At 68.2% G+C, this 22,221-nt stretch carries 19 protein-coding genes; 12 read left to right on the top strand and 7 right to left on the bottom strand.

Annotation, left to right across the window (positions count from 1 at the left end; genetic code table 11):
* Positions 1 to 120: 120 nt before the first annotated feature.
* The 4 genes from ACM9NP_RS07315 to ACM9NP_RS07330 all read left to right on the top strand — a co-directional run bounded on the left by ACM9NP_RS07315 (position 121) and on the right by ACM9NP_RS07330 (position 4,679).
* Positions 121 to 1,911, top strand: coding sequence for an acetolactate synthase large subunit (locus tag ACM9NP_RS07315; protein ID WP_415645843.1), 1,791 nt, complete (start codon positions 121 to 123; stop codon positions 1,909 to 1,911).
* A 5-nt stretch (positions 1,912 to 1,916) separates the two neighbouring features.
* Positions 1,917 to 2,435 carry an acetolactate synthase small subunit gene (gene ilvN, locus ACM9NP_RS07320; protein WP_415645925.1) on the top strand — a complete coding sequence of 173 codons (519 nt, stop codon included), beginning with the start codon at positions 1,917 to 1,919 and terminating at the stop codon, positions 2,433 to 2,435.
* Between the two features lie 8 nt (positions 2,436 to 2,443).
* Complete coding sequence (gene ilvC, locus ACM9NP_RS07325; RefSeq protein ID WP_415645844.1) at positions 2,444 to 3,466, top strand: ketol-acid reductoisomerase; 1,023 nt, start codon at positions 2,444 to 2,446, stop codon at positions 3,464 to 3,466.
* A 463-nt stretch (positions 3,467 to 3,929) separates the two neighbouring features.
* Positions 3,930 to 4,679, top strand: a complete 750-nt coding sequence (locus tag ACM9NP_RS07330; protein ID WP_415645845.1) for a hypothetical protein — start codon at positions 3,930 to 3,932, stop codon at positions 4,677 to 4,679.
* Between the two features lie 13 nt (positions 4,680 to 4,692).
* Here ACM9NP_RS07330 and ACM9NP_RS07335 read toward each other — a convergent pair whose 3' ends face one another.
* On the bottom strand, positions 4,693 to 5,346 hold the full coding sequence (locus ACM9NP_RS07335; RefSeq protein WP_415645846.1) for a hypothetical protein: 654 nt from the start codon (positions 5,344 to 5,346) through the stop codon (positions 4,693 to 4,695).
* Between the two features lie 603 nt (positions 5,347 to 5,949).
* Between ACM9NP_RS07335 and ACM9NP_RS07340 the strand changes: the two genes are divergently transcribed.
* Positions 5,950 to 6,321, top strand: coding sequence for a DoxX family protein (locus ACM9NP_RS07340; RefSeq protein WP_415645847.1), 372 nt, complete (start codon positions 5,950 to 5,952; stop codon positions 6,319 to 6,321).
* A 40-nt stretch (positions 6,322 to 6,361) separates the two neighbouring features.
* Here ACM9NP_RS07340 and ACM9NP_RS07345 read toward each other — a convergent pair whose 3' ends face one another.
* From ACM9NP_RS07345 to ACM9NP_RS07355, 3 genes are all read right to left on the bottom strand, one after another.
* A complete protein-coding gene (locus ACM9NP_RS07345; protein WP_415645848.1) occupies positions 6,362 to 7,267 on the bottom strand; it encodes a trypsin-like serine peptidase in 906 nt (301 codons plus the stop codon).
* A gap of 314 nt (positions 7,268 to 7,581) precedes the next feature.
* Positions 7,582 to 8,145, bottom strand: a complete 564-nt coding sequence (locus ACM9NP_RS07350) for a hypothetical protein (protein WP_415645849.1) — start codon at positions 8,143 to 8,145, stop codon at positions 7,582 to 7,584.
* A 16-nt stretch (positions 8,146 to 8,161) separates the two neighbouring features.
* The gene (locus ACM9NP_RS07355; protein ID WP_415645850.1) at positions 8,162 to 9,301 is read right to left on the bottom strand and encodes a hypothetical protein; all 1,140 of its coding nucleotides are present in this window, start codon (positions 9,299 to 9,301) and stop codon (positions 8,162 to 8,164) included.
* A gap of 209 nt (positions 9,302 to 9,510) precedes the next feature.
* Between ACM9NP_RS07355 and ACM9NP_RS07360 the strand changes: the two genes are divergently transcribed.
* From ACM9NP_RS07360 to ACM9NP_RS07380, 5 genes are all read left to right on the top strand, one after another.
* Positions 9,511 to 10,254 (top strand): TetR/AcrR family transcriptional regulator, encoded by a 744-nt coding sequence (locus ACM9NP_RS07360; RefSeq protein ID WP_415645851.1) that lies wholly within the window; start codon positions 9,511 to 9,513, stop codon positions 10,252 to 10,254.
* A 52-nt stretch (positions 10,255 to 10,306) separates the two neighbouring features.
* A complete protein-coding gene (locus ACM9NP_RS07365) occupies positions 10,307 to 11,857 on the top strand; it encodes an MFS transporter (protein WP_415645852.1) in 1,551 nt (516 codons plus the stop codon).
* A 334-nt stretch (positions 11,858 to 12,191) separates the two neighbouring features.
* Positions 12,192 to 13,793 (top strand): phosphoglycerate dehydrogenase, encoded by a 1,602-nt coding sequence (gene serA, locus ACM9NP_RS07370; protein WP_415645853.1) that lies wholly within the window; start codon positions 12,192 to 12,194, stop codon positions 13,791 to 13,793.
* 368 nt (positions 13,794 to 14,161) lie between these two features.
* Complete coding sequence (locus ACM9NP_RS07375; protein ID WP_415645854.1) at positions 14,162 to 14,878, top strand: hypothetical protein; 717 nt, start codon at positions 14,162 to 14,164, stop codon at positions 14,876 to 14,878.
* Between the two features lie 154 nt (positions 14,879 to 15,032).
* Entirely contained in the window at positions 15,033 to 16,010 is a 978-nt protein-coding gene (locus ACM9NP_RS07380) for a glutathione S-transferase family protein (protein ID WP_415645855.1), read from the top strand.
* A gap of 8 nt (positions 16,011 to 16,018) precedes the next feature.
* Here the strand turns inward: ACM9NP_RS07380 and ACM9NP_RS07385 are convergent, their stop codons facing one another.
* Positions 16,019 to 17,023 (bottom strand): hypothetical protein, encoded by a 1,005-nt coding sequence (locus ACM9NP_RS07385; RefSeq protein WP_415645856.1) that lies wholly within the window; start codon positions 17,021 to 17,023, stop codon positions 16,019 to 16,021.
* Between the two features lie 147 nt (positions 17,024 to 17,170).
* On the opposite strand from ACM9NP_RS07385, the gene ACM9NP_RS07390 reads away from it, so the two are divergent.
* Together ACM9NP_RS07390 and ACM9NP_RS07395 are read left to right on the top strand one after the other, a co-directional pair.
* Entirely contained in the window at positions 17,171 to 18,211 is a 1,041-nt protein-coding gene (locus tag ACM9NP_RS07390) for a 3-isopropylmalate dehydrogenase (RefSeq protein WP_415645857.1), read from the top strand.
* 166 nt (positions 18,212 to 18,377) lie between these two features.
* On the top strand, positions 18,378 to 19,478 hold the full coding sequence (locus ACM9NP_RS07395) for a branched-chain amino acid aminotransferase (protein ID WP_415645858.1): 1,101 nt from the start codon (positions 18,378 to 18,380) through the stop codon (positions 19,476 to 19,478).
* 58 nt (positions 19,479 to 19,536) lie between these two features.
* Here ACM9NP_RS07395 and ACM9NP_RS07400 read toward each other — a convergent pair whose 3' ends face one another.
* Positions 19,537 to 20,790: an MFS transporter gene (locus ACM9NP_RS07400; RefSeq protein ID WP_415645859.1), complete on the bottom strand. Its 1,254-nt coding sequence runs from the start codon at positions 20,788 to 20,790 to the stop codon at positions 19,537 to 19,539.
* On the bottom strand, positions 20,787 to 22,121 hold the full coding sequence (locus tag ACM9NP_RS07405; RefSeq protein WP_415645860.1) for a GH1 family beta-glucosidase: 1,335 nt from the start codon (positions 22,119 to 22,121) through the stop codon (positions 20,787 to 20,789). Before ACM9NP_RS07405 ends, ACM9NP_RS07400 begins: the two co-directional genes overlap by 4 nt.
* Positions 22,122 to 22,221 lie beyond the last annotated feature (100 nt).

Genomic DNA, 22,221 nt, shown 5'->3' on the forward strand with positions numbered 1-22,221 from the left:
CGCACCGTCGCCACACCCGGCGGTGCGCTCGCCCCGTGCGTCTTTGCACGCGGGCTTTCTTTTTGCCCAAAAGGCATTCAAACCCACCAATGACCACCACGAGCGAACCGGATGAATGGGATGACTAGCTCAGGCAAGTTCGCAATACCCCGGCCGCCAGGCAGGCCGCACACGACACCGACCATGACGGGCGCGCAGGCGCTCATTCGCTCGCTCGAAGAGCTCGACGTCGACGTGGTATTCGGGATTCCGGGTGGTGCGATCCTGCCCGCCTACGACCCCATGATGGATTCCAAGCGGGTCAGGCACATCCTCGTCCGGCACGAGCAGGGCGCCGGGCACGCCGCGACGGGCTACGCGCAGGCCACCGGCAAGGTTGGCGTCTGCATGGCGACCTCGGGGCCGGGGGCGACGAACCTCGTCACCCCGCTGGCCGACGCCTACATGGACTCCGTTCCCATCGTGGCGATCACCGGCCAGGTCGGTCGTCCGCTGATCGGCACCGACGCGTTCCAGGAAGCCGACATCCACGGCGTGACCATGCCGGTCACCAAGCACGGCTACCTCGTCCAGGAGGCCGAGGACATTCCCCGCGTCCTCGCCGAGGCGTTCCACATCGCTCAGACCGGTCGTCCCGGTCCCGTCCTGGTGGACATTCCCAAGGACCTCCTGCAGGCCACGATGGAATTCGTGTGGCCACCGAAGCTGCGCCTGCCGGGCTACCGCCCGACCACCCAGCCGCACAACAAGCAGATTCGGCAGGCCGCCGAGCTGCTCGCCACCGCCGTCCGACCCGCGCTGTACGTCGGCGGCGGCGTCCTCAAGGCCAACGCCTGCGGCGAACTGTACGAACTCGCCGAGGCCTGCGGCGCCCCCGTCGTCACGACGCTGATGGCACGCGGCGCGTTCCCCGACTCGCACCGACAGCACGTCGGAATGCCCGGCATGCACGGCGCCGTCTCCGCCGTCTACGCGCTGCAACGCTCCGACCTGATCATCGCGCTGGGGGCGCGGTTCGACGACCGGGTGACGGGCAAGATCGACACCTTCGCGCCCGACGCGAAGATCGTCCACGTCGACATCGACCCCGCCGAGATCGGCAAGAACCGCCACGCCGACGTTCCGATCGTCGGGGACGCGAAGGCGGCCATCCGGCAGCTCGTCGACGCCTACGGCGCCGCCGATCCCTCCCGTATGGACAAGTGGTGGTCCGATCTGGACGACATCCGTCGGCGCTACCCGCTCGGCTACGACAAACACGCCGACGGCACCATCGCGCCGCAGCAGGTCATCGAACGCATCGGCGCGCTCGCCGACGCCGACACGATCTTCACCACCGGCGTCGGCCAGCACCAGATGTGGGCCTCGCAGTTCATCGGCTTCGAACGCCCCAACACCTTCCTCAACTCGGGCGGCCTCGGCACGATGGGTTACGCGGTGCCCGCCGCGATGGGCGCCAAACACGGCCGACCCGACACGATGGTGTGGGCCATCGACGGTGACGGCTGCTTCCAGATGACCAATCAGGAACTGGCGACCTGCGCGCTGGAGGGCATCCCCATCAAGGTCGCCGTCATCAACAACGGCAACCTGGGCATGGTCCGTCAGTGGCAGACCCTGTTCTACGACAAGCGTTACTCCAACACGAATCTCGGCACGCACGGGCCGCGTGTCCCCGACTTCGTGAAGCTCGCCGAGGCCCTCGGCTGCGTCGGCCTGCGGTGCGAGTCCACCGACGAGATCGACGCGACGATCCGCAAGGCCAACGAGATCAACGACCGTCCCGTCGTCGTCGACTTCATCGTCGGGCAGGACGCGATGGTCTGGCCGATGGTGCCGGCCGGAGTCGGCAACGACGAGATCCTGGCCGCCCGCGACGTCCGTCCGATGTTCGATGAGGATGACTGCTGATGACACTGCGACGCAAACACACGCTGTCGGTGTTGGTGGAGAACAAACCCGGCGTCTTGAGCCGCGTCACGGCCCTGTTCTCCCGGCGCGGCTTTAACATCGACTCGCTGGCGGTCGGGGAGACCGAGCAACCCGACATCTCACGTATCACCATTGTGGTCGACGCCGCGGAGCATCCGCTGGAACAGGTCACGAAGCAGTTGAACAAGCTGATCAACGTTCTCAAGATCGTTGAGCTGGAACAGGAGACGTCGGTTCGCCGACAGTTGCTGTTGGCGAAGGTCCGCGCCGACTCGGTGACCCGGAGCCAGGTCGTCGAGGCCGCGCGACTGTTCCGGGCGAAGGTCGTCGACGTCACGCCGGACACGGTGATGATCGAGGCGACCGGTTCCAGCGGGAAGATCGAGGCGCTCCTCCAGGTGATCGAGCCGTTCGGGATCGTGGAGTTGGCGCAGTCGGGCCTGGTCGGGCTCGGCAGGGGAGCGAAATCGATGACGTCCATGGCACGGCAACGCGCCAACTGACAAGGAGAGTGGACAAGACAATGACCGCCGAGGTTTTTTACGACGACGACGCCGACCTGTCGATCATCGCCGATCGCAAGGTCGCCGTGCTCGGGTACGGCAGCCAGGGCCACGCGCACGCGCTCAGTCTTCGCGATTCCGGTGTGGATGTTCGCGTCGGACTGCAGGAGGGCTCGAAGTCGCGCCCCAAGGCCGAGGAGGAGGGCCTGACCGTCGCGACGCCCGCCGAGGCCGCCGCCTGGGCCGACGTCATCATGGTGCTCGTTCCGGACACCGTCCAAGCGGAACTGTACAAGAAGGACATCGAGCCGAACTTGAACCCGGGTGACGTGCTGATGTTCGGCCACGGTTTCAACATCCGGTACGGACTGATCACCCCTCCGGCCGGCGTCGACGTCGCGATGGTCGCCCCGAAGGGCCCCGGCCACGTGGTTCGCCGTCAGTTCGTCGACGGCAAGGGCGTGCCCTGTCTCATCGCGGTCGAGCAGGACGCCACCGGCACCGCCCAGCGGGTCGCCCTGTCGTACGCGCGCGCCATCGGCGGCACCCGCGCGGGCGTCCTGAAGACGACGTTCACCGAGGAGACCGAGACCGACCTCTTCGGGGAACAGGCCGTGCTGTGCGGAGGCGTCGCGGAGCTGATTCGCGCCGGCTTCGACACCCTCGTGGAGGCCGGCTACTCGCCCGAGGCGGCCTACTTCGAATGCCTGCACGAATTGAAGCTGATCGTCGACATGGTCAATGAGGGCGGTCTCTCCAATATGTGGTACTCGGTGTCGGACACCGCCGAGTACGGCGGAGTCACGCGAGGACCCCGGATCGTCAACGACGGCACCCGCGCCGAGATGCGCCGCATCCTCGACGAGATCCAAAGTGGTGCCTTCGCCAAGGAGTGGGTCGCCGAATCGAAGACCTACGACAACTTCGACAAGCTCCGCGCCGAGCAGCGCGAGCACAAGATCGAGGAAGTCGGTTCGAAGCTTCGCGACATGATGCCCTGGGTCAAGCGCACCATCACCGAAACCGCGTAATGGTTCCGCACCATCGCATTGCGGTTCCGGTCGTTTGACACGGCTCGATCGGAAAGGGGTCTCGCCGTCGCGGCGGGACCCCTTTCCGACGTCGGTGGCGCCGTTACACCGATCCGACATGGATTCCGGTTTGGGGGCGAGGCGCCGCGCGAATCTCGCCGTCGTCGAGACCGAGGTTCCCCGCGTACCGGCGTCCTCGGATCCCCGGACCCCGGGCGGTCCGGTGTCATCGAAACGCGTCAGCGGTGGCCGCTCCCGGCGCTCGCGACGCGACCTCGGTCGATCGTGACGGTCGTCGGCTCGCTCAGCGCGTCCGACGAGCCGTCGACGACACGGACATCAGTGAACGTCGACGCGGCCGACCGGCGACGGATCCGAACGGCGCCAACACGATCGTGGCGACGCCCCATTCGCAGGGCGAAACGACGATGCGCATTGCCTCGTGACCGTCGTAGATTTACGTGTGCTCGTACTGGGAATCGACGTCGACGACGAACTGATCGACCGCTGGCGCGGCTGGCTGATGCCGAAGCGGCAGCCCTACCTGATCGGTCCCGGCCTCGCCGGTGAACTCGGCCTGACCGACCGGATCGGACCGCTGACACCGGAGACCCGCGACAGCTTCGAGCTGTACGACCTCGGTGCGGACGTCGTGGTCTGGTTGACCGGAACCGAGGCGCGGGCCCTGCCCGCCGAGGTCCGTGCCGCGCAGCCCGGCGCACACCGTCGAGCCTCCCGCGATCCGGCCCAGACCAGGCGGCGGGTCGTGCGCTACGTGGAGGACGGGCGCAGACCGAGCCGCCACACGGAGGTCGACGTCAAGACCTGGAGCGAGCTCGCGGAACTGCTCCCAAAAGCGGCGTCCCTCGCGGGGACCTTCCCCGACGGCAGCGGACCGAACTGCTTCGGAACGGTGATGGCCGCGTCGGGCGTCGGAGGAGCGGAGCGGACGTGGATGCAACGTGAACCCTTCGAGGAATGGCTCGCCGAGCGCACCGTTCCCGGAGGTCGTGACGACGAAGCCGGGACCGTCCTCGTCTGGCGCGGCGCGGACGGCCTGGTCCAACACGCCGCGGTGACGCTGGGCGGCGGCTGGGCGCTGCACAAACCCTCGCAAGGCTGGATGTCGCCGACGAAGGTGCTGCGGGTCGGCGACGTCAAGTTGAGCTCACGGACGCCCGGACGATATCTACATCGGAATCGCATGCGGTGACCGCCGCCGAGTCTTACGCGCGATCCGGCCCATTCGGACGGCCACTCGGCAGCAGGATCACCGACGCCGCGAAGAAGCACACCGACCCGACGAAGGTGGCGATGTTCGACAGTGGAGCGTACTGGAACGCCCCGCCCGGCGACGCGATCGACGCGGCGGACGAGCCGACGAACGCCATCGAACCGGCCAAGTTCAACCAGATGCTCCACCAGGTCCGATCGGACGGCGCCCACCCCCGCCGTCCCCTCACCATCGCGAGGACCGCCAGCCCGGCGCTGATCAGGAACGCCACCGAACCGTCCGCGCTCGGGCCCCACACGAACTCGCCCTCTCCAGACGGTGTGCGCAGGCGGAGCGCCTCGCCGGTGCTCACGTTGAACAGGATCGCGCCGAGCAGTTGCACGGCCGCCGCCAGCCACGCCGTTCGGACGGCCACGGATCCCCGCGCCGGCGTCGCCGGTCCGCTCAGCGCCAGCTGCACGAACGCGCCGGCCGTGAAGAACCACGATCCGGCGAAGAACGACACGTTCGCCACGGTTCGGTCGAGTACGTCCGTCAGGCTCGGCGCCGACCCGATGGCGAACAGCACGGACCCCACGACGAAACCCCACGCCTGCGTTCTCGCGCTGGGCCGGAGCACCGTCGTGTCGCCGTACGACTCGGTCATCGCGTCAACTTCCCGTGCGGGAGTGGGCGGATCGGGGCGCCCCTTCGGGTCGTGGTCCGGTCATGGCGGATTCCCTCCGGTCGCGCTCGCCGGGTGGACGCTCGGTCCCTTGACGGCCCTCCTCGATGGACCACTTGAGCGGGGACGACGGGCCTCCGACGTCCTGGACCGTCGTGAGTCCGCGCGGAAGCGTCTGGTCTGCGGCGCGCGGAGTGGCGTAGCGCGGATCGGACGGCGCCGAGTCCACCATGGAGATCGAGGCGTGTCCCGAATGCCGGTGCGCGTCGATCGGTCCCGGGGTGATGGTGTGACCGGACGCGTCCACGCCGCCCGCATTCGGCCGGAGACCTTCCGGTGCTCGCTATGTGACCCCGGTCGATCGTGACGGCCGTCGGTTCGTTCAGCGCGTCCGGCGTGCCGACGACGCGGACATCCGTGGATGTCGTCCTCATTCCACCAAGCTAGGGCCTCCGGGCGCTCGGCGGACACGGTTGCCGAAGCGGCGTGGCGGTTCACGGCGTGGCGGTTCTCGAATCGTTCGAACGATCGGCTTGACGGGCGGTACGGTCGAGCCGCGCCGTCCAGATAGAACGGGGACCTTCGATGAACGTGGCGTTGTGGATAGTTCAGGTCGTCTTGGCAGTCGTGTTCCTCGGGGCGGGGACGCTGAAGACCGTGAGACCCAAGGACCAGTTGCGTGACCAGATGGCGTGGGTCGAGGACTTCTCACAGGGCACGATCCGATTCATCGGAGTGACCCAGATTCTCGGCGCGATCGGTCTGGTCCTGCCCGGGTTGACGGGCATCGCGACCGTCCTGACGCCGCTGGCCGCCCTCGGTCTGGCCGTCACCATGGTTCTGGCGGCGATTGTCCATATTCGTCGATCGGAGTGGCGCGAGATCATCGTGAACGTGGTGCTGCTCGTCGCGGCGGCCTTCGTCGTCTGGGGCAGGTTCGGTCCGTACGCGTTCTGAGCCGGCGCCTCCGGTCGACCCCCGGAGGCGCCGAGCCTTGTCAGCTGTTCTGGGCGCCGTTCCAGACGCCGTGGGCGGCGTCGCCGAAGTAACTGCCGGCCGCCGCCGAGCCGTAGCTGCCGAAGTAGGTTCCGACCTGGTATCCGCCGTTGTTGCCGTTCCAGTTGATCAGCCAGGATCCGCCGCTGGCTCCGCCGGACAGTCCGTTGCAGTTGTTCAAGAGGTACTGATTGGATGGTCCAGTGTGGGCTTGGCCCTCGCAGGACGTGACGTTGTTCGTCGATGCCGGGATGCCGACGACCCGCATGTAGTGCCCGTGGCCGGCGTTGAACGCCAGGCCCCCGGAGCCGACGACGTCGGTGACGTACCGGCCGTTCTGGGTGTTGAGGACGACGAACGCGAAGTCGTACTCGATGCCGTCACCGCCGTTGACCCAGCCCGCTGATCGCCAGTCCCACCAGCCGTGTGGCGCGTTGTTGTTGTTGAAACTCGGCGCGAAGCGGTAGTTCGTTCCGCCGGAGCCGAAACCGCAGTGCCTGGCGGTGGCCAGCATGGACTTGTTGTTTCCGGCGATGACGGTGGCGGTGCAGACGTAGGTTCCGCCGTTCGAGGAGAAGAACAGGCGCCCGGTCGTCTCGACGATGCCCGTCGTGCCGACGTCGCCGGTCGGCGCGCTGCCGGGAACGAGGATCTCGTCGGCATCCGCTGTGGATGGAGGCGCGGGGGAGCCGAGTCGAGGTCCGGCGGGCGGCGCGTCGAGGGGCACCGCGTCTCGGATGCGTTCGGGCGTCCAGAACGCGTCGAGTTCGGCGGTGGTGGCGGTGTTGTGGGCCGTCTCGACGGATGGCTCGGTGTCGGTGGTCGGGGCCGCCGACGCCGGTGACGTGAGGAGCGCGGTCGTGATGAGTGAACCGGCGAGCAGGCTCGCCATGAGGGAGCGGCGCATGGCGCCTCCATTCACATTGATGAACGTGGATGGCTAGCTTACTGACTGCTCAGTAAGTAAGGCAAGGGAAATCGTCAACCTTCCTGACGGAAAGCGTTCGGGTGAAACGGAAGTCGAGGTCGCGTCGCGGTTCGACTGAGGCATGTCGATCGTGTGGTCAGTGTGGAGGTCCGACGCGCGGACCGACGGTTCCATCATGGAGCTGTTGGTGGTCCAACCTCCGGTGGTGTGGAGCCCGCGTGGCGCGACGGAATCGCATGACGTCCCTTGTGTACCGACTGTGATCGTGTCGGCGTTCCCGGTGCCGGGCGCGGTCAATCCTCGGCGACGGCCCGGAATGCCTCGATGATGTGTGCCAGTTCCTCCTCGACGCCGTGCCTGGCGAGGATCGGCGCGGTGAGTTCGGGCCAGATCGTGGCGAGGTCGTCGGCGACGAGCATCATCGTCAGCCGGACGGCGCGTTCGGGATGCGCGACCAGCGTGGTCGTCAGCTCGAGATAACGCGGGTCGAGAGGGGCGGGATCGTCGCGGTCGTGATGATGGGCGAGTTGGAGCCGGCGCAGCGCTCGGATCAGCTCGACCGGCTCGGTCTCGGGCGCCGTGAGCGTCGTGAGCAGGTCCTCGACGTCGATCGTGTCGACGGCGGATCTGATGTGGTCGGTCAGCGTGTCGAGCTCGGATCCCGCGTGGACGGTGATCAGCGGGACTCCGCCGGTGTGGTGGTCGACGCGGCGGACGATCGCGCCCGTCGGTGTCTCCCAGGCGGTCTGGGCGTAGTCGACGTGTCCGGCGGTCGTGACGTCGACGAGTCGCCAGCGTCCGTCCGTCGCGAGAGCGGTGAGGTCGGCGTCGCCGGTCAGGATGATGGTCCGGGGCATCGGGTTCTCCTGTTGCTCAGGTGGTGGCGGGGGCGGTGAGGTCGTCGTCGAACGGGTCGTGCCGGTCGGGGCGGGTGCCCTCGATGATGAGCGCCTCGAGCTCGATCCGCAGCTGGGGATCGGGTTCGTGGTGGGCGAGTTCGTCGAGGAGGAAGCGGTATCCGTACCAGGCGGCGGTTCCGGCGAGCGCCAGCCGGACACCGGGCTCCGGGTGGTCAACGTAGTCGCGGAGGCGGGTGGCCGAGGCGAGGTCGCCGCTGGCGAGCGCGGCGAGGATGCGCACGACGGTGGCGGTCTCCTCGGGGGTCGAGGTCTCGGCGTGTTCGAGGCCGCGTTTGGTGGTCAGGTCGAAGCCGGTGAGGGCTCCGACGACGTCGAGCGGGAGGTCGTGCGGGTGATCGCTGCCGGTGGCCTCGTTGAAGGCCGCGACGATCGGGTGCTGGTGGACGGGTGTGGGCCGGTATCTGACGGCGGCGCACACGATCTGTCTGTTGTGGATCTCGATGGACACGTAGGAGCGGGATTGCGCCGTGCGCCAGGTTCTGGAGGGGATGCGTCCGGGGCGGCCGGTGCGGTGGGCGGGGGTCGCGGTGGTGTGCGGGCCGTCGGGGTAGGGGTCGTCGAGGTGCGCGCTGCCCCAGGTGCCGAGGTCGACGTAGCCGACGCCGGCGAAGTACGCGATCAGCGCGATCTCGCTGAGCGGGACGAAGGTTCCGGACGTCGTGTCGGGCACGAGGACGTCGGGACGAAGTCCGATGAATCCACGGTGGATCGACGGCAGGTCGACCAGCGTCGGCAGTCGTGCGGGGATCGCGTCGAGCGCGGTGGTGATTCCGGTGGCGGTCGGTTCGACGTCGATCCACAGCCAGCCGTCGTAACGGGGGCCGAGGGCGCAGCGGAGGGTCCCATCCTGGAGGTACCACTCGACGTGGCTGCCGTCGGGTCTGCGGACCGGGGTGGCGGGGCCGGTGCCGACGCGCAGCGCGGTGCTTCTGTCGAGTTCGTCGCGTTCCCTGAGTCTCGGGGTGGACATGCAGCCGGACCAGGATTGCGGGACGGCGGGTTTCCAGTCGGACGGGTCATGCCAGTCGATGCCGTAGTGCCTGGTGATCGGGTCGGCGACCAATGCGTTCCACCATTGTGGGGGTTGAGTCATGGCGTCCTCGTGTCCGTCGGCGGCGCGGTGGGCGACTCGCTGGAATTGGGGCGGAAAATCGTACCATTCGCGACGGTCCGGTGGTCCGGTGTCATAACGGTCGTAAAACGACATCGCGACGGAGGTGGTGTGTTCCGTCACGGAGCCTCCGTGAGGCTGATACAAAGCTGTATCGTCTGAGACAGTTATGTCTCAATCGGGGGTTTCACATGCGGCGCGACAGCATCGCCCAGGCCGCCTTGCGGCTGCTCAACGTCGATCCTTCCGCGCCGATGGCGCGCATCGCGGCTTCGGCGGGAGTCAGTCGGGCGACCCTGCACAGGCACTTCGCCACCCGCGATGACCTGATAATCCATCTCGGACGAATGTCCATCGAGTCCTGGCGGGACGCCCTCGACGCGGCCGCCATCGACGAGGCGACCGAATCGGGCGACGTCGACCGTATCCGCACCGCCGTCGACGACCTCTTCGGGCACCTCCTGCGCGACGCGGAGGAATACGGATTTACCTGGCTCGAATACTCCCTGCTGTCCGACGAGGAGGTCGTCGCCGGCTCGGAAGTCCTGCGCGCCCGCGAACACGCCTTCTACGCCGCGGCGCAACGGACCGGTGTACTGCGCGCGGACCTGCCGGTCGCGTGGATCGGCCACACGATCTTCGGGGCACTCGTCGGCCTGCGTGAGGCGATTCGCTGCGGCGACATCCCCGTCCGCGACGCCGCCCGCCTGCTGCGCCAGACCGTACTGCACGGCATCACCGCCTCGGAGGCCGTCTCGTTACCCAGCAGTTCGGTTCCGGCGGCGTCGCGGTGTTCATGGTCGAACCGCGTCAGTGGTTCGACGGCCATCGGCCGCGTTCCAGCGCGCCAGACGACATGGCCGAAATCGGTGTGCGGGCGGTCCTCCGCCTCGCCGAGTGACGCCCCGCCGCTCGCCTCGCACGACCTGAGATGACGAGACAACCTCCAATCCCATTTCCCCATACCCGACAGCCTCAGGAAGCTCCATGTCTACAGTCGATTCCGTGCCCGACAGCGCCAGATCCGCCGTCCCCGCCGACCCCCGCCGCTGGGTCGGTCTGGCCGTCCTCTGCGCCAGCCTCCTGATCGTGGTCATGGACATGACCATCCTCAATGTCGCGATTCCCGCCATCGACGCGGACCTGCACCCGTCGTCCGTGGAACTGCTCTGGATCGTCGACGTCTACTCGCTCGTCGTCGCCGGTTTCCTCGTCGTCGCGGGCGGTCTCGCCGACCGCTTCGGTCGCCGCCGCATGCTCATCATCGGTTACGTCGCCTTCGGCGCGATTCCGCTCCTCGTCATCGTCGCCGACTCCCCGGTCGCGCTGATCGCGCTGCGCGCCCTCCTCGGGCTCGGCGGTGCGCTCATCATGCCGTCCACAATGTCGATGATCCGCAACCTCTTCACCGACGCCCGCGAACGCGCCGTCGCGCTGGGCATCTGGGGCGCGATGGCCGCCGTCGGCGCGGGCGTCGGGCCGATCGTCGGCGGCGCCCTGCTCGAGGTGTTCACCTGGCACGCGGCCTTCCTGTTCAACACACCCGTCATGATCGTCGCGATCGTCGCCAGCCTGCTGTTCCTGCCCGAGTCGTACGGCGCCAAGGTCCGCTGGGACGCACTCGGAGTCGTCCTGTCCATCGTCGGCATGGCCGGGGTCGTATACGCCATCAAGGCCTTCGGCAAGTACGGCATCGCCGACCCGACGGCGCTCACCGCGACCGTCATCGGCGTCGGCTGCCTCGTCTGGTTCGCGCGGCGGTGCCTCAACCGACCGGAACCCCTGCTCGACATTCGGCTCCTGCGCAGCCGCGAACTCACCGCTGGACTCCTGTGCGCGCTCGTCACGAGCGTCGCCATCGCCGCGATGATGTTGCTCATCGCGCAATGGATGCAACTCGTCGAGGGCTACACCCCGCTGGAGGCGGGGCTGCACCTGCTCCCGTCGGCGATCGTCTCCGGGATCCTCTCGCCCCTGGCGCCACGCATCGCCGACTGGATCGGCGCCCGCACCGTCATGGCCGGGGGCCTCTTCGTCGGCGGGCTCGGCTTCGCCCTGCTCTACGTCATCCCTCGGCCGTGGACGTACCCGCCCGTCGCGATCGCCCTCGTCCTCGTCGGTGCCGGAATGGCCTCCCTCGCGATCGGATCCGCCGTGATCATGTCGTCCGCGCCCGCCGAACGCGCGGGCAACGCCGCCGTCATGGAGGAGACCTCCTTCGAGGTCGGAAACACCCTCGGTGTCGCCGTCCTCGGTAGCATCGCCGCCGTCATGTTCGCGCGACTCGTCGCCCCGATCGACCTCGACGCCCTCGGCGTCAGCCGAGCCGACGCCGAGGCCGCCCGCGAATCCATCGGCGGCGCGATCACCGTCGCCGACGACCTCGGCCCCGCCGGAGCCGAACTCGCCGACGCGGCCCGAGCCGCGTTCACCGACGCGCTCGCCACGGTCGGTCTCGTCGGCGCCGCCCTCATGATCGCCACGGCCGTGATCGTGTGGTGGATGACCCCGCGCGGCATGTCCGTCGAAGGCCACTGAGCGCCCGCCCGGTCCTTCCCCGAGGCAACTTCGGGAAGGACTCCGCGAAGCCGAGCGATTCGCCCGAACGAGGTCCGCCGTTCCGCTGTCCCTCGATCGGGCGAATCGCTCGGCACGGCCCCGTCCCATCAAGCGGAACGATCAGCCGGCCAAGGGAAACGACGAGGAACCACGCCACAAACCGCCCACCCCGAGTGGAAACGGACGCGCGCCCGACATACGATGTGCGACGGCATTATCGCTGCTCACCCCTTGCGCAGCGCCACCGTCGAATGATGGCAGCGTGGCCATCCCCGCCGTATCGCACACACCGACGCGAGGAGCGTTCACCACCATGACCACGCCCGATCGACCCGTCATCGTCATCGGAGACAAACTCGCCGACTCCGCCCTCGCGGTCTTGTCCAACGACTTCGACGTCCGCACCATCGACGGCACCGACGTCCCCACCCTGCACGACGCGCTCACCGAGGCCGACGCGGTCATCGTCCGGAGCGCCACCCGCATCGACGCCGACGCGCTCGCCGCCGCACCCCGCCTGAAGGTCGTCGCCCGCGCCGGCGTCGGACTGGACAATGTGGATGTCTCGGCCGCGACGTCGCGCGGCGTCATGGTCGTCAACGCGCCCACGTCCAACATCGTCTCCGCCGCCGAACAGGCCGTCGCCCTGCTACTCGCGAGCGCCCGGCACACCGCGGTCGCCGACGCCTCGCTCAAACGCGGCGAGTGGAAGCGATCCCAGTTCACCGGCGTCGAGATTGCCGGGAAGACCGTCGGCGTCGTCGGGCTCGGACGCATCGGCCAGCTGTTCGCCGCCCGCATGGCCGCGTTCGACACGACGATCATCGCCTACGACCCGTACGTCCAGCCGGCGCGCGCCGCGCAACTCGGCATCACCCTCACCAGCCTCGACGACCTGCTGCTGAAGGCCGACTTCATCTCGATCCACCTGCCGAAGACGCCCGAGACGGTCGGTCTCATCGGCAAGGACGAACTCGACAAGGTCAAGCCCGGCGTTCGCATCGTCAACGCCGCGCGCGGCGGCCTCATCGACGAACAGGCGCTCGCCGACGCGCTCGCCGACGGTCGAGTGGCGGGGGCCGGCATCGACGTGTTCTCCAGCGAGCCGTGCACCGACTCGCCCCTGTTCGAGCTCTCGAACGTCGTCGTCACCCCGCACCTCGGGGCGTCCACACGGGAGGCACAGGACAACGCCGGTCTCGCCGTCGCGCGCAGCGTCAAACTCGCGCTCTCCGGCGAGTTCGTCCCCGACGCCGTGAACGTCCAAACCGGAGGGATCGTCGCGGAGGACGTTCGCCCGCTGCTGCCCTTGGCGGAGCGCCTCGGTCGTGTCTTCACGGCCGTCTCCGGCGGTGCGGCCCAGTCGATCACGGTCGAGGTCCGGGGCGAGATAGTCGACAACGACGTCACCGTCCTCCAGCTCGCCGCCACGAAGGGCCTGTTCGTGGACGTCGCCGAGAACGTCACCTACGTCAACGCGCCGCTGTTGGCGGCGGAGCGCGGGGTCGACGTCGGTCTGTTCACGTCCACCGAGAGCCGCGACTTCCACAACAAGATCACCGTGCGCGGTGCCCTCGTCGACGGTCGCGCCCTGACGGTCTCGGGCACGGTCACCCAGGGGCTCAAGGAGATCCGCAAACTCACCGAGATCGACGGATTCGACATCGAGATCGACGCCGAGGGTCCGCTGCTGATCCTGCGGTACGACGACCGCCCCGGTGTCGTCGGCGTCGTCGGTGGCGCGCTCGGCGACGCCGGTATCAACATCGCCGCGATGCAGGTCGCCCGTAAGGAAGCCGGCGGCGAGGCGCTGATGGTCGTCGGAGTGGACGCCATGGTCTCGTCGGATCTGTTGGCGCGCCTGAGTTCCGCCGTCGGGGCCTCGGCCGCGAGCACCGTCGTCCTGACGGACTAGAACGCCCGGCGGCTCGGTCGTGACGGTGACGCCGTCGCGGTCGAGCCGTCGTCATTCTCCCCGCCCGGGTCCGGACCCGCTGAACGCCAACGATATTCGGCTCGGTCTGCTGACGGTCCATGGTGGTGCGACGCGGGTTCGCAGGGATGGCCGGGCGAACGCGGTCGACGACGTTCGTGACATGGCCCGGATTCGTTGGGGCGGAGGCGATGCCGTTCGGAGGCGGGCACGACCACCGGCGCTCGTCGACGCGCGACGCACCGCAATGGAGGAATACTTCGGCGCGCGGCCGAGAGGCCGTCGGTGCCGATCGCTACAGTCGGCGTCGATGGCGACCGCCGGTCGCCCACGCCGGCGAGGTATCCACTGTGTCTGACCTGTATATCGTGTCCGTCGATGTCGTTGACCGCCAGACCCTACGCGGCCGAGTACACCTCGTGCACCCCGACGCTCCCTATGTGCCCCACGAGAAGCCGTTCGCGTTGGCGCTGTTGATGGACGCGTGGGGCCGACTGGAGCGCGGTTTCGCCTACACCGAGGACGAGGCGGACGACGGCCGTGGCGATCGGTGGCCGTTCTCCGCCGAGCGCGGGATCGAGATCGAACGCGCCATGCGTCTACGTGGAGACTTCGCGGCGCTCAGCGACCTCTACTTCGGGCGAAGAGTCCGCGTCACCGAGGACGGATATCTGCTCACCGACGACGGCGACATTGACGAACCTCGACGCCAGGCCTCCGAGGTGTACGCGCTCAGCGGTAATCACGGACGACGCGGCACCGACCATCATGTGTGGACGGTCAGTGACCTCGACGCCTTCGAACGTCGGGCCGAGGCGATCATCGAGCTCGTCGAGGTCGGCCCGCTACTCAACCTCCCCACACAGGGCGAGGTCGCCGCGTTGGACGGTGGGGAGTGCGACACGCCCGACGCCCCCGCCGACCTGACCGATGAGACGGTGTGGACACTGCTCGCCGACCTTCCCTTCTCGCGCGCCCCCTACGTCGACATGACCATTGTGGTGCGCGACGAGGGACACCTGGAACATCTCGCCGCCGGCGCGCGCTGGTCCACCGCCCACGGTTGAGGCGCCGAACGGAAGTTCCTCGCCCGGCTCCCGGCCGCGCCTCGCGTGATGGGTGACCATGAAAGGTCGCTCGTCACCCGGCTCGCTCGCGCCGCGCACGACCAGGCGCGTCTAGGCTTCAAGGACCGGACATCGCGATGAAAGGTCAATCGGCATGGTGGAGAACAATCACAGCACCGATGAGAGCGGCGAGTTCAAGCGGTCGCTCAGTCACTTCGACGATCGGATCACCTCCGACGGTTCCTCGGCGTGGCCCGTCGAGCCCGGCCGGTATCGACTCGTCGTGTCGAAGGCCTGCCCGTGGGCGAGCCGGATGCTCGTCGTCCGTCGCCTGCTCGGCCTGGAGGACGCGCTCTCCGTCGGAGTCACCGACCCGATCCAGGACGAGAAGAGCTGGCGGTTCACTCTGGACCCCGGTGACATCGATCCAGTGCTGGGGATTCACTACATCGCCGAGGCGTATCACAAGCGCGAGCCCGACTACGACGGCGGCATCAGCGTTCCCGCCATCGTGGACATTCCGTCGGGTGAGCTCGTCACCAACGACTACCTCCAGATGACGCTCGACCTGTCGACACAGTGGAAGCGGTACCACCGCAAGGGCGCCCCCGACCTGTATCCCGAGGACCTGCGTCCCGAGATGGACGCGGTGATCGACCGGATCTTCCGCCAATTCAACAACGGCGTCTACCGCGCCGGTTTCGCCACCTCCCAAGTCAAGTACGACCGCGCCTACACCGACGTCTTCGAATGCCTCGACTGGCTGGAGGAGCGACTGACCGGCCAGCGCTTCCTCATGGGGGACACGATCACCGAGGCCGACATCCGTTTGTTCGCGACACTCGTCCGTTTCGACCCGGTCTATCACGGTCACTTCAAGTGCAACCGCAACAAGATCACCGAGATGCCGGCGCTGTGGGGTTACACCCGCGACCTGTACCAGACCCCCGGTTTCACCGACACCGTGGACTTCGACCACATCAAGCGGCACTACTACGTCGTGCACTCCGACATCAACCCGACGGGAATCGTGCCCGACGGCCCCGACCTGTCGGTCTTCGCCACGGCGCACGGCCGGGAACGCCTCGGCGGCCGACCCTTCGGGGACGGCACGCCCCCGAGCGCTCGCTGACGTCTCGTTCAGCCCGCGCCGAGCAGCTCGACGCGGGCCCGCCACGACAGCCTGTCCCGCGCCTCGTACAGGACCCTCCACGTCCCGCTGTCCCGATCCAGGGACTGTCCCGCGAGCCCGATCACCGAATCGTCCCGGTGCGGGGTGCTCCACTCGAACACCGCGTCGTGCAGGTCCAACGCCGATTCTTCGGGGGAGTCGGTGGCGGTCAGGCCCACGGTGGTCCCGTTCGCCGTGTGCCACAGCACCTTGGCGAACGTCGCCAGCACCGCGCGCCGTCCGGCCCCATCCGTCTCCTCCAACCGGCTCCTCGCGGCGTCGTACAGCGCCGGGATGCCCAGGCCGAGCAGGCGACACCCGGCGTACGCCCACCGGTCGGTGCCGGTGCCGCCCCCGAAGGTCTCCCACCACGGGTCCCACAGGACCGTTTCGAAGCGTTCTCGATCCCCGAACGCCGCGATTCCGGCGAGGAGGCCGCCGTTGCAGTCCGTCGACGCCGACCGTCCCCAGTCGACGAGTCGTCGCGGCCAATCGTCATCGCCGGTCTTGACCGCCAACAGGGGTAGGAACTCCGCGAACAACGCCGACCCCTCGTCGCGTCGCAGCGCCGCGTCGATGTCGTCGCGGATCGTCGCGCACGACAGGTGGAACAGCCCCAGACACGCGTCCTCCATCGCCCCGTTCCGGGAGTCGACATGCTCCCACAGCAAACGCTCGGCCGGTTCGTAGCCGAGCCGCCCCACCGCCCACAGCGCCTCGGTCGGCGCGTCGTCTCGCAGTCGGTCTCCGTCGAGGACGGCCGCCAAGATGCTCTCGGCCATGTCGACGCGACCGTGGCGGGCGATGACGTCGAGCAGGTCCGCCCGGTCGTCGGGGGCCGCGAGGAAGGCGTCGAGCAGTGCCTCGGCGTCGGCGCTTCCACCGCGTCGAATGATCGCCTCGGTGAGGAGTTCGCGCCGGGTGCGGGTCATCGTGTCGTATCGGTCGATGAGGAGGGCGGTCAACGGGGTCATCGGTTCCTTTGGGGTGATCGGGCCGCGTCGGTAGGCGTATCGCGACTCGCCGATCCTGCCATTCGGGACGATCGAGCCGCTATTCGGGACACCCCGGTATGGTGGCGTTCGTCAGCGGAACGGAACTACGGAGAGGACGTGCGGGGGATGACCCGGATCGCGGTGATCGGCGGCGACGGTATCGGACCGGAGGTGACGGCGGAGGCTCGCAAGGTCCTCGACGTCGCGCTCCCCGGTTACGAGGCGACCGAATACGATCTCGGCGCGTCCCGGTACCACGCGACCGGCGAGACCCTGCCGGACTCGGTTCTCGACGAGTTGGACGGGCACGACGCGATCCTCCTGGGCGCCGTCGGGGACCCGAGCGTTCCGCCAGGCGTCCTCGAACGTGGCCTCCTGTTGCGCCTGCGGTTCGCCTTCGACCAGTACGTCAATCTCCGCCCGTCTCGACTGTGGCCCGGCACGAGTGGGCCGCTCGCCGACGTGAAACCCGGCGAGATCGACTTCGTCGTCGTTCGAGAGGGCGTCGAGGGACTCTACGCCGGGGCCGGCGGATCACTCCATAAGGGATCTTCGGCGGAGATCGCGACGGAGGAGAGCCTGAACACCCGGTACGGCACCGAACGGGTCATCCGTGACGCGTTCGAGCGGGCGTCGAGGCGCGACCGACGGCACGTCACGTGCGTGCACAAGGCGAACGTCCTCGTCCATGCCGGTGACCTGTGGCGCCGCACCTTCGCCGAGGTCGCGGCCGACTACCCGGACGTCGACACCGACTACCAGCACGTCGACGCGGCCGCGATGTTCCTCGTGAACCGGCCGCAGTCGTTCGACGTCATCGTCACCGACAACCTGTTCGGCGACATCCTGACCGACATCGCCGCCGCCGTCACCGGTGGCATCGGGCTGGCCGCGTCGGGTTGCGTCAATCCCGACGGCGCGCATCCGTCGATGTTCGAACCCGTTCACGGCTCCGCGCCCGACATCGCAGGGCAGGGCGTCGCCGATCCGATCGCGGCGATCCTGTCGGTGTCGTTGCTGTTGGAGAATCTCGGCCACAACGAGGCCGCCACCGCCGTCGGCACCGCCGTCGGCGACGAACTGTCCGGGCGAACCCCAGGACTTCCCCTGTCGACCTCCGACATCGGCGACAGGGTAGCGACGCGAGTATCCGACATTCTCGGATAGTCGCTCGCGTTTCCCACCAGCGCCGGGCGGCAGGCCCACTCGGCGCCATTCGTCGTGGTCGCAGGGGCCGCCAGCACGGCAACTGAACGAACGGTAAGTTTCAATGCATACAACCGTCGTCCGCAAGGCGACCCTTGCGACAAAGCCGACCACCGGAGGCCAGCAGATGAGTGGTAGCGCCGCCCTCGCCCAATTCGAAATCCTGCGCAACCCGCAGCCGCTGCCCGACGCGGAGCGTGCCGCCATCCTGGAGAATCCCGGTTTCGGCCGTTTCTTCACCGACCACATGGTGACCGTTCGGTACGCGGAGGGGAAGGGCTGGCACGACGCCCGAATCGAGCCCTTCGGTCCGCTGTCGCTGTCTCCGGCGACCGCCGTGCTGCACTACGCCCAGGAGATCTTCGAGGGAATGAAGGCGTACAGCCGTCCGGACGGCTCGGTCGGCCTGTTCCGACCGTGGGAGAACGCCCGCCGGTTCCAGCGTTCGGCCCAGCGGATGGCCATGCCGGAGTTGCCGGAGGAACTGTTCCTGGCGTCGCTCGAGGCGATTCTGTCCATCGATCGGGAGTGGATTCCCACCACCGAGGATTCGAGCCTTTACCTGCGTCCGTTCATGTTCGCGTCGGAGGCGTTCCTGGGCGTCCGTCCATCCCTTGAGTACATATACGGGGTCATCGCTTCCCCGGCCGGCGCCTACTTCAAGGCCGGTCCGAAGCCGGTCAACATGTGGGTGTCGCAGGAGTACACGCGTGCCGCCCCCGGTGGCACCGGCGCGGCCAAGTGCGGCGGCAACTACGCCACGTCGCTGCTCCCGCAGGCCGAGGCGGCAAAGCACGGCTGCGAGCAGGTCGTGTTCCTTGATGCCGTGCACCGCAAGTACGTCGACGAGCTCGGCGGCATGAACGTCTTCTTCGTCTACGGCGAGGAGAAGCGGGTCATCACGCCCGAGCTGGGCACGATCCTGCCCGGCATCACGCGGGACGCCGTGATCACGCTCGCCCAGGAAAAGGGCTACGAGGTGATCGAGCGGCGATACGGCATCGACGAATGGAAGGCCGACGCCGCCTCCGGGGCCCTCACGGAGGTATTCGCGTGCGGTACGGCGGCGGTCGTCACGCCCATCGGCAACGTCAGTGACCACACGGGGAGCTTCCCCGCGTCGGGCGGCGTGGCCGGGCCGCTGACCATGGATCTGCGGAGCGCGTTGTTGGCGATCCAGTACGGCGAGGCCGAGGACGTCCACGGTTGGACCACGACGGTCGGCTGATCGAGAAAAAGGGGGCGCCAGGTCCGCGCCCCCTCTTTCTCGTCCGTCGCGGATCGCGTCAGCGGACGCCTTTGATCTTCCACACCAGAACGCCGCCGAGGATCGTCAGCGCGGCCGTCAATCCATATAGGCCTGTGTAGCCGCCGAGGCCCGCGACGACGGGGGCCGCCAGCGCCGGTCCGAGCACCTGCGGCGCCGAGTTCGCGATGTTGATGACCCCGAGGTCCTTTCCGCGATCGGCCGCGGTCGGCAGCACCTGCGTGATGAGCGCCTGGTCGACCGCCAGGTATACGCCGAACCCCGCGCCCAGGACGAATGCCGCCGCGATCGCCACGGGCCAGGTGTGCCAGAGCATCAGCATGATCGCCGCCACCGTCATGACCACACAGGACACCATGACGAGCAGGCGGCGCCGCCCGGATCGGTCCGACACCACGCCGCCCACGACAGCCGTCGCGATCACGCCGACGGTGTAGACGACCGTCAGGATCAGGACCCCTTCGTCGGCGCTGTGCCCCGGGAATAGTCGCTCGTAACCGACCGCGTCGTCCAGGAAGTACAGCAGGTAGAGCGTCCCGGTCGAGTTGCCGAGCATGACGAGGAAGCGGGTCAGCCACGCCCAACCGAAGTCCGGGTGGCGGCGCGGATTGATCCACAGGCCCCGGAGGATGCTCCCGATCGCCAGTGGTTGGCGGGCAGTGCGCGGAAGGGGCGCGTCCCGGCTGGCCAGGACGAAGGGGAGCGCTCCCACGACGACGGCGACCGCGACGAGCCCGTATCCCGCGGCGGTCGTCGTCACGAGGAGCGTCACGAGCAGGGCGCCGACGACGAGTCCGAGGGGTTGTGGGATACCGATCCACCCCGACACGGCGGCGCGTTGGCGCACCGGAACGCGGTCCGGGACGGCGGCGTTGAGCGAGGCGTACGCGGCGTTGAGTCCCGCCTGCGCCAGACACCATCCGATGAGGACTCCTATCGTGGTGGACTGGAATCCGGTGAACACCAGCCCCGCCGCGCCGAGCGCGACACCCGCGACCGTCCAGGGGTGTCGCCTGCCGAATCGTCCGGTCGTCCGGTCGGACAGGGCGCCGGCGAGCGGGTTGACGACGACGGCGACGAGCGCCCCGACGCCGGTGACCCAGCCGAGCGCGGCGATCTTCCCGGACGGATCGACGTCGGCCAGTTGCATGGGGAGCAGGATCTGGATCGGCGTCATGAACGCGATGTAGATCCCGAGGATCGCGGTGCTCAGCCCGGCGGTCCATGCGCCGCGAACGCGCGCGGTCGGTTCCGCGAGTGCGTCGACGCTCATTGTCGTTGGTCCGCGATGAGGTCGCGGTAGTACGCGAAGGAGTCCTTGGGGGTGCGTTCGCCGGAGTCGACGTCGAAGTGGACGAGGCCGAAGCGCTGATGGTATCCCTCGGCCCACTCGAAGTTGTCGGTGAGTGTCCACACCAGATATCCCCGGACGTCGACGCCCGCGTCGATCGCGGTGGCGACGGCGCGGATGTGCGCGTCCAGGTAGTCGATCCGCTCGATGTCGGCCACTCGGCCGGACGCGTCGGGGCCGGTGCCGTACGAGCAGCCGTTCTCGGTGATCCATAGTGGTGGTAGCTGGTCGCCGTAGGTGTCGCGCAGTCCGACGAGCGTCCTGGTCAGGCCATCGGGGATGACGGGCCAGTCGAAGTCGGTGTGCGGGACGCCGTCGATCGGGACCATCTCGAAGGGCAGTGGAGCGTCTTCGGGCGCGGCGGCGAGTCGCGTCGGGTTGTAGTAGTTGACGCCGAGACCGTCGAGGGGCGCGGAGATGAGGGCCAGATCGCCGTCGTGGACGAAGTCCGTATCGACGCCGAAGGCGCTGAGATCGGGGTATCGGCCGAGGAGCACCGGGTCCGTGAACAGGCGACGGTGGAGCGTGTCGTAGATCGCCGCGGCCATCTGGTCGGCCTCGCCGTCCGTGGCCGGTTCGGCGGGCGAGTAGGAGTTCGTGAGCAACACGGCGGGAGCCCCGGCGGCGCGCAGCGCGGACACCGCGAGGCCGTGCGCGAGCAGTTGGTGGTGTGCGACGGGCAATGCGTCGAGCATCAGTGTCTCGCCGGGGGCGTGCAGGCCGAGCGCGTGTCCGAGGGCCATGTGTTCGAAGGGTTCGTTGAGGGTGATCCAGGTGTCGACGCGGTCGCCGATCCGGTCGACGGCGGCGGCCGTGTAGTCGGCGAATCGCGAGGCGGTGTCCCGGTTTCGCCACCCGCCCGCGTCCTGGAGGGATTGCGGCAGGTCCCAGTGGAACAGGGTCGGCATGGGGGCGATGTCGGCGGCGGTCAACGCGTCGACGAGCCGGTCGTAGAAGTCGAGCCCACTCGAATTGACCTGGCCGTTCGCGGAGATGACGCGCGGCCAGGCGATCGAGAAACGGTAGGTGTCGACGCCGAGTCGACTCAGCAGCTCCACGTCCTCGCCGTAGCGTCGATAGTGGTCGCAGGTGACGTCGGCGGTGTGTCCGTCGCGGATCGCGCCTGGTCGCGCCGTGAATGAATCCCAAATAGACGGTTGACGGCCGTCGGCGCCGGTGGAGCCCTCGATCTGGAACGCCGAGGTGGCGACGCCCCAATGGAAGTCGGAGGGGAAGCGGGGAAAATCGGACACGAGTCCTCCGGAGGCTAACGTGAATAAGTCTCACGAACCTAGCAGTCCTGATCGCGTTTGTCAGTCACCGAACGGCCGGAGCGTGCTGACCGACGCGGCC

The sequence above is a fragment of the Stackebrandtia soli genome (assembly GCF_965137155.1).
Lineage (GTDB): Bacteria > Actinomycetota > Actinomycetes > Mycobacteriales > Micromonosporaceae > Stackebrandtia > Stackebrandtia soli.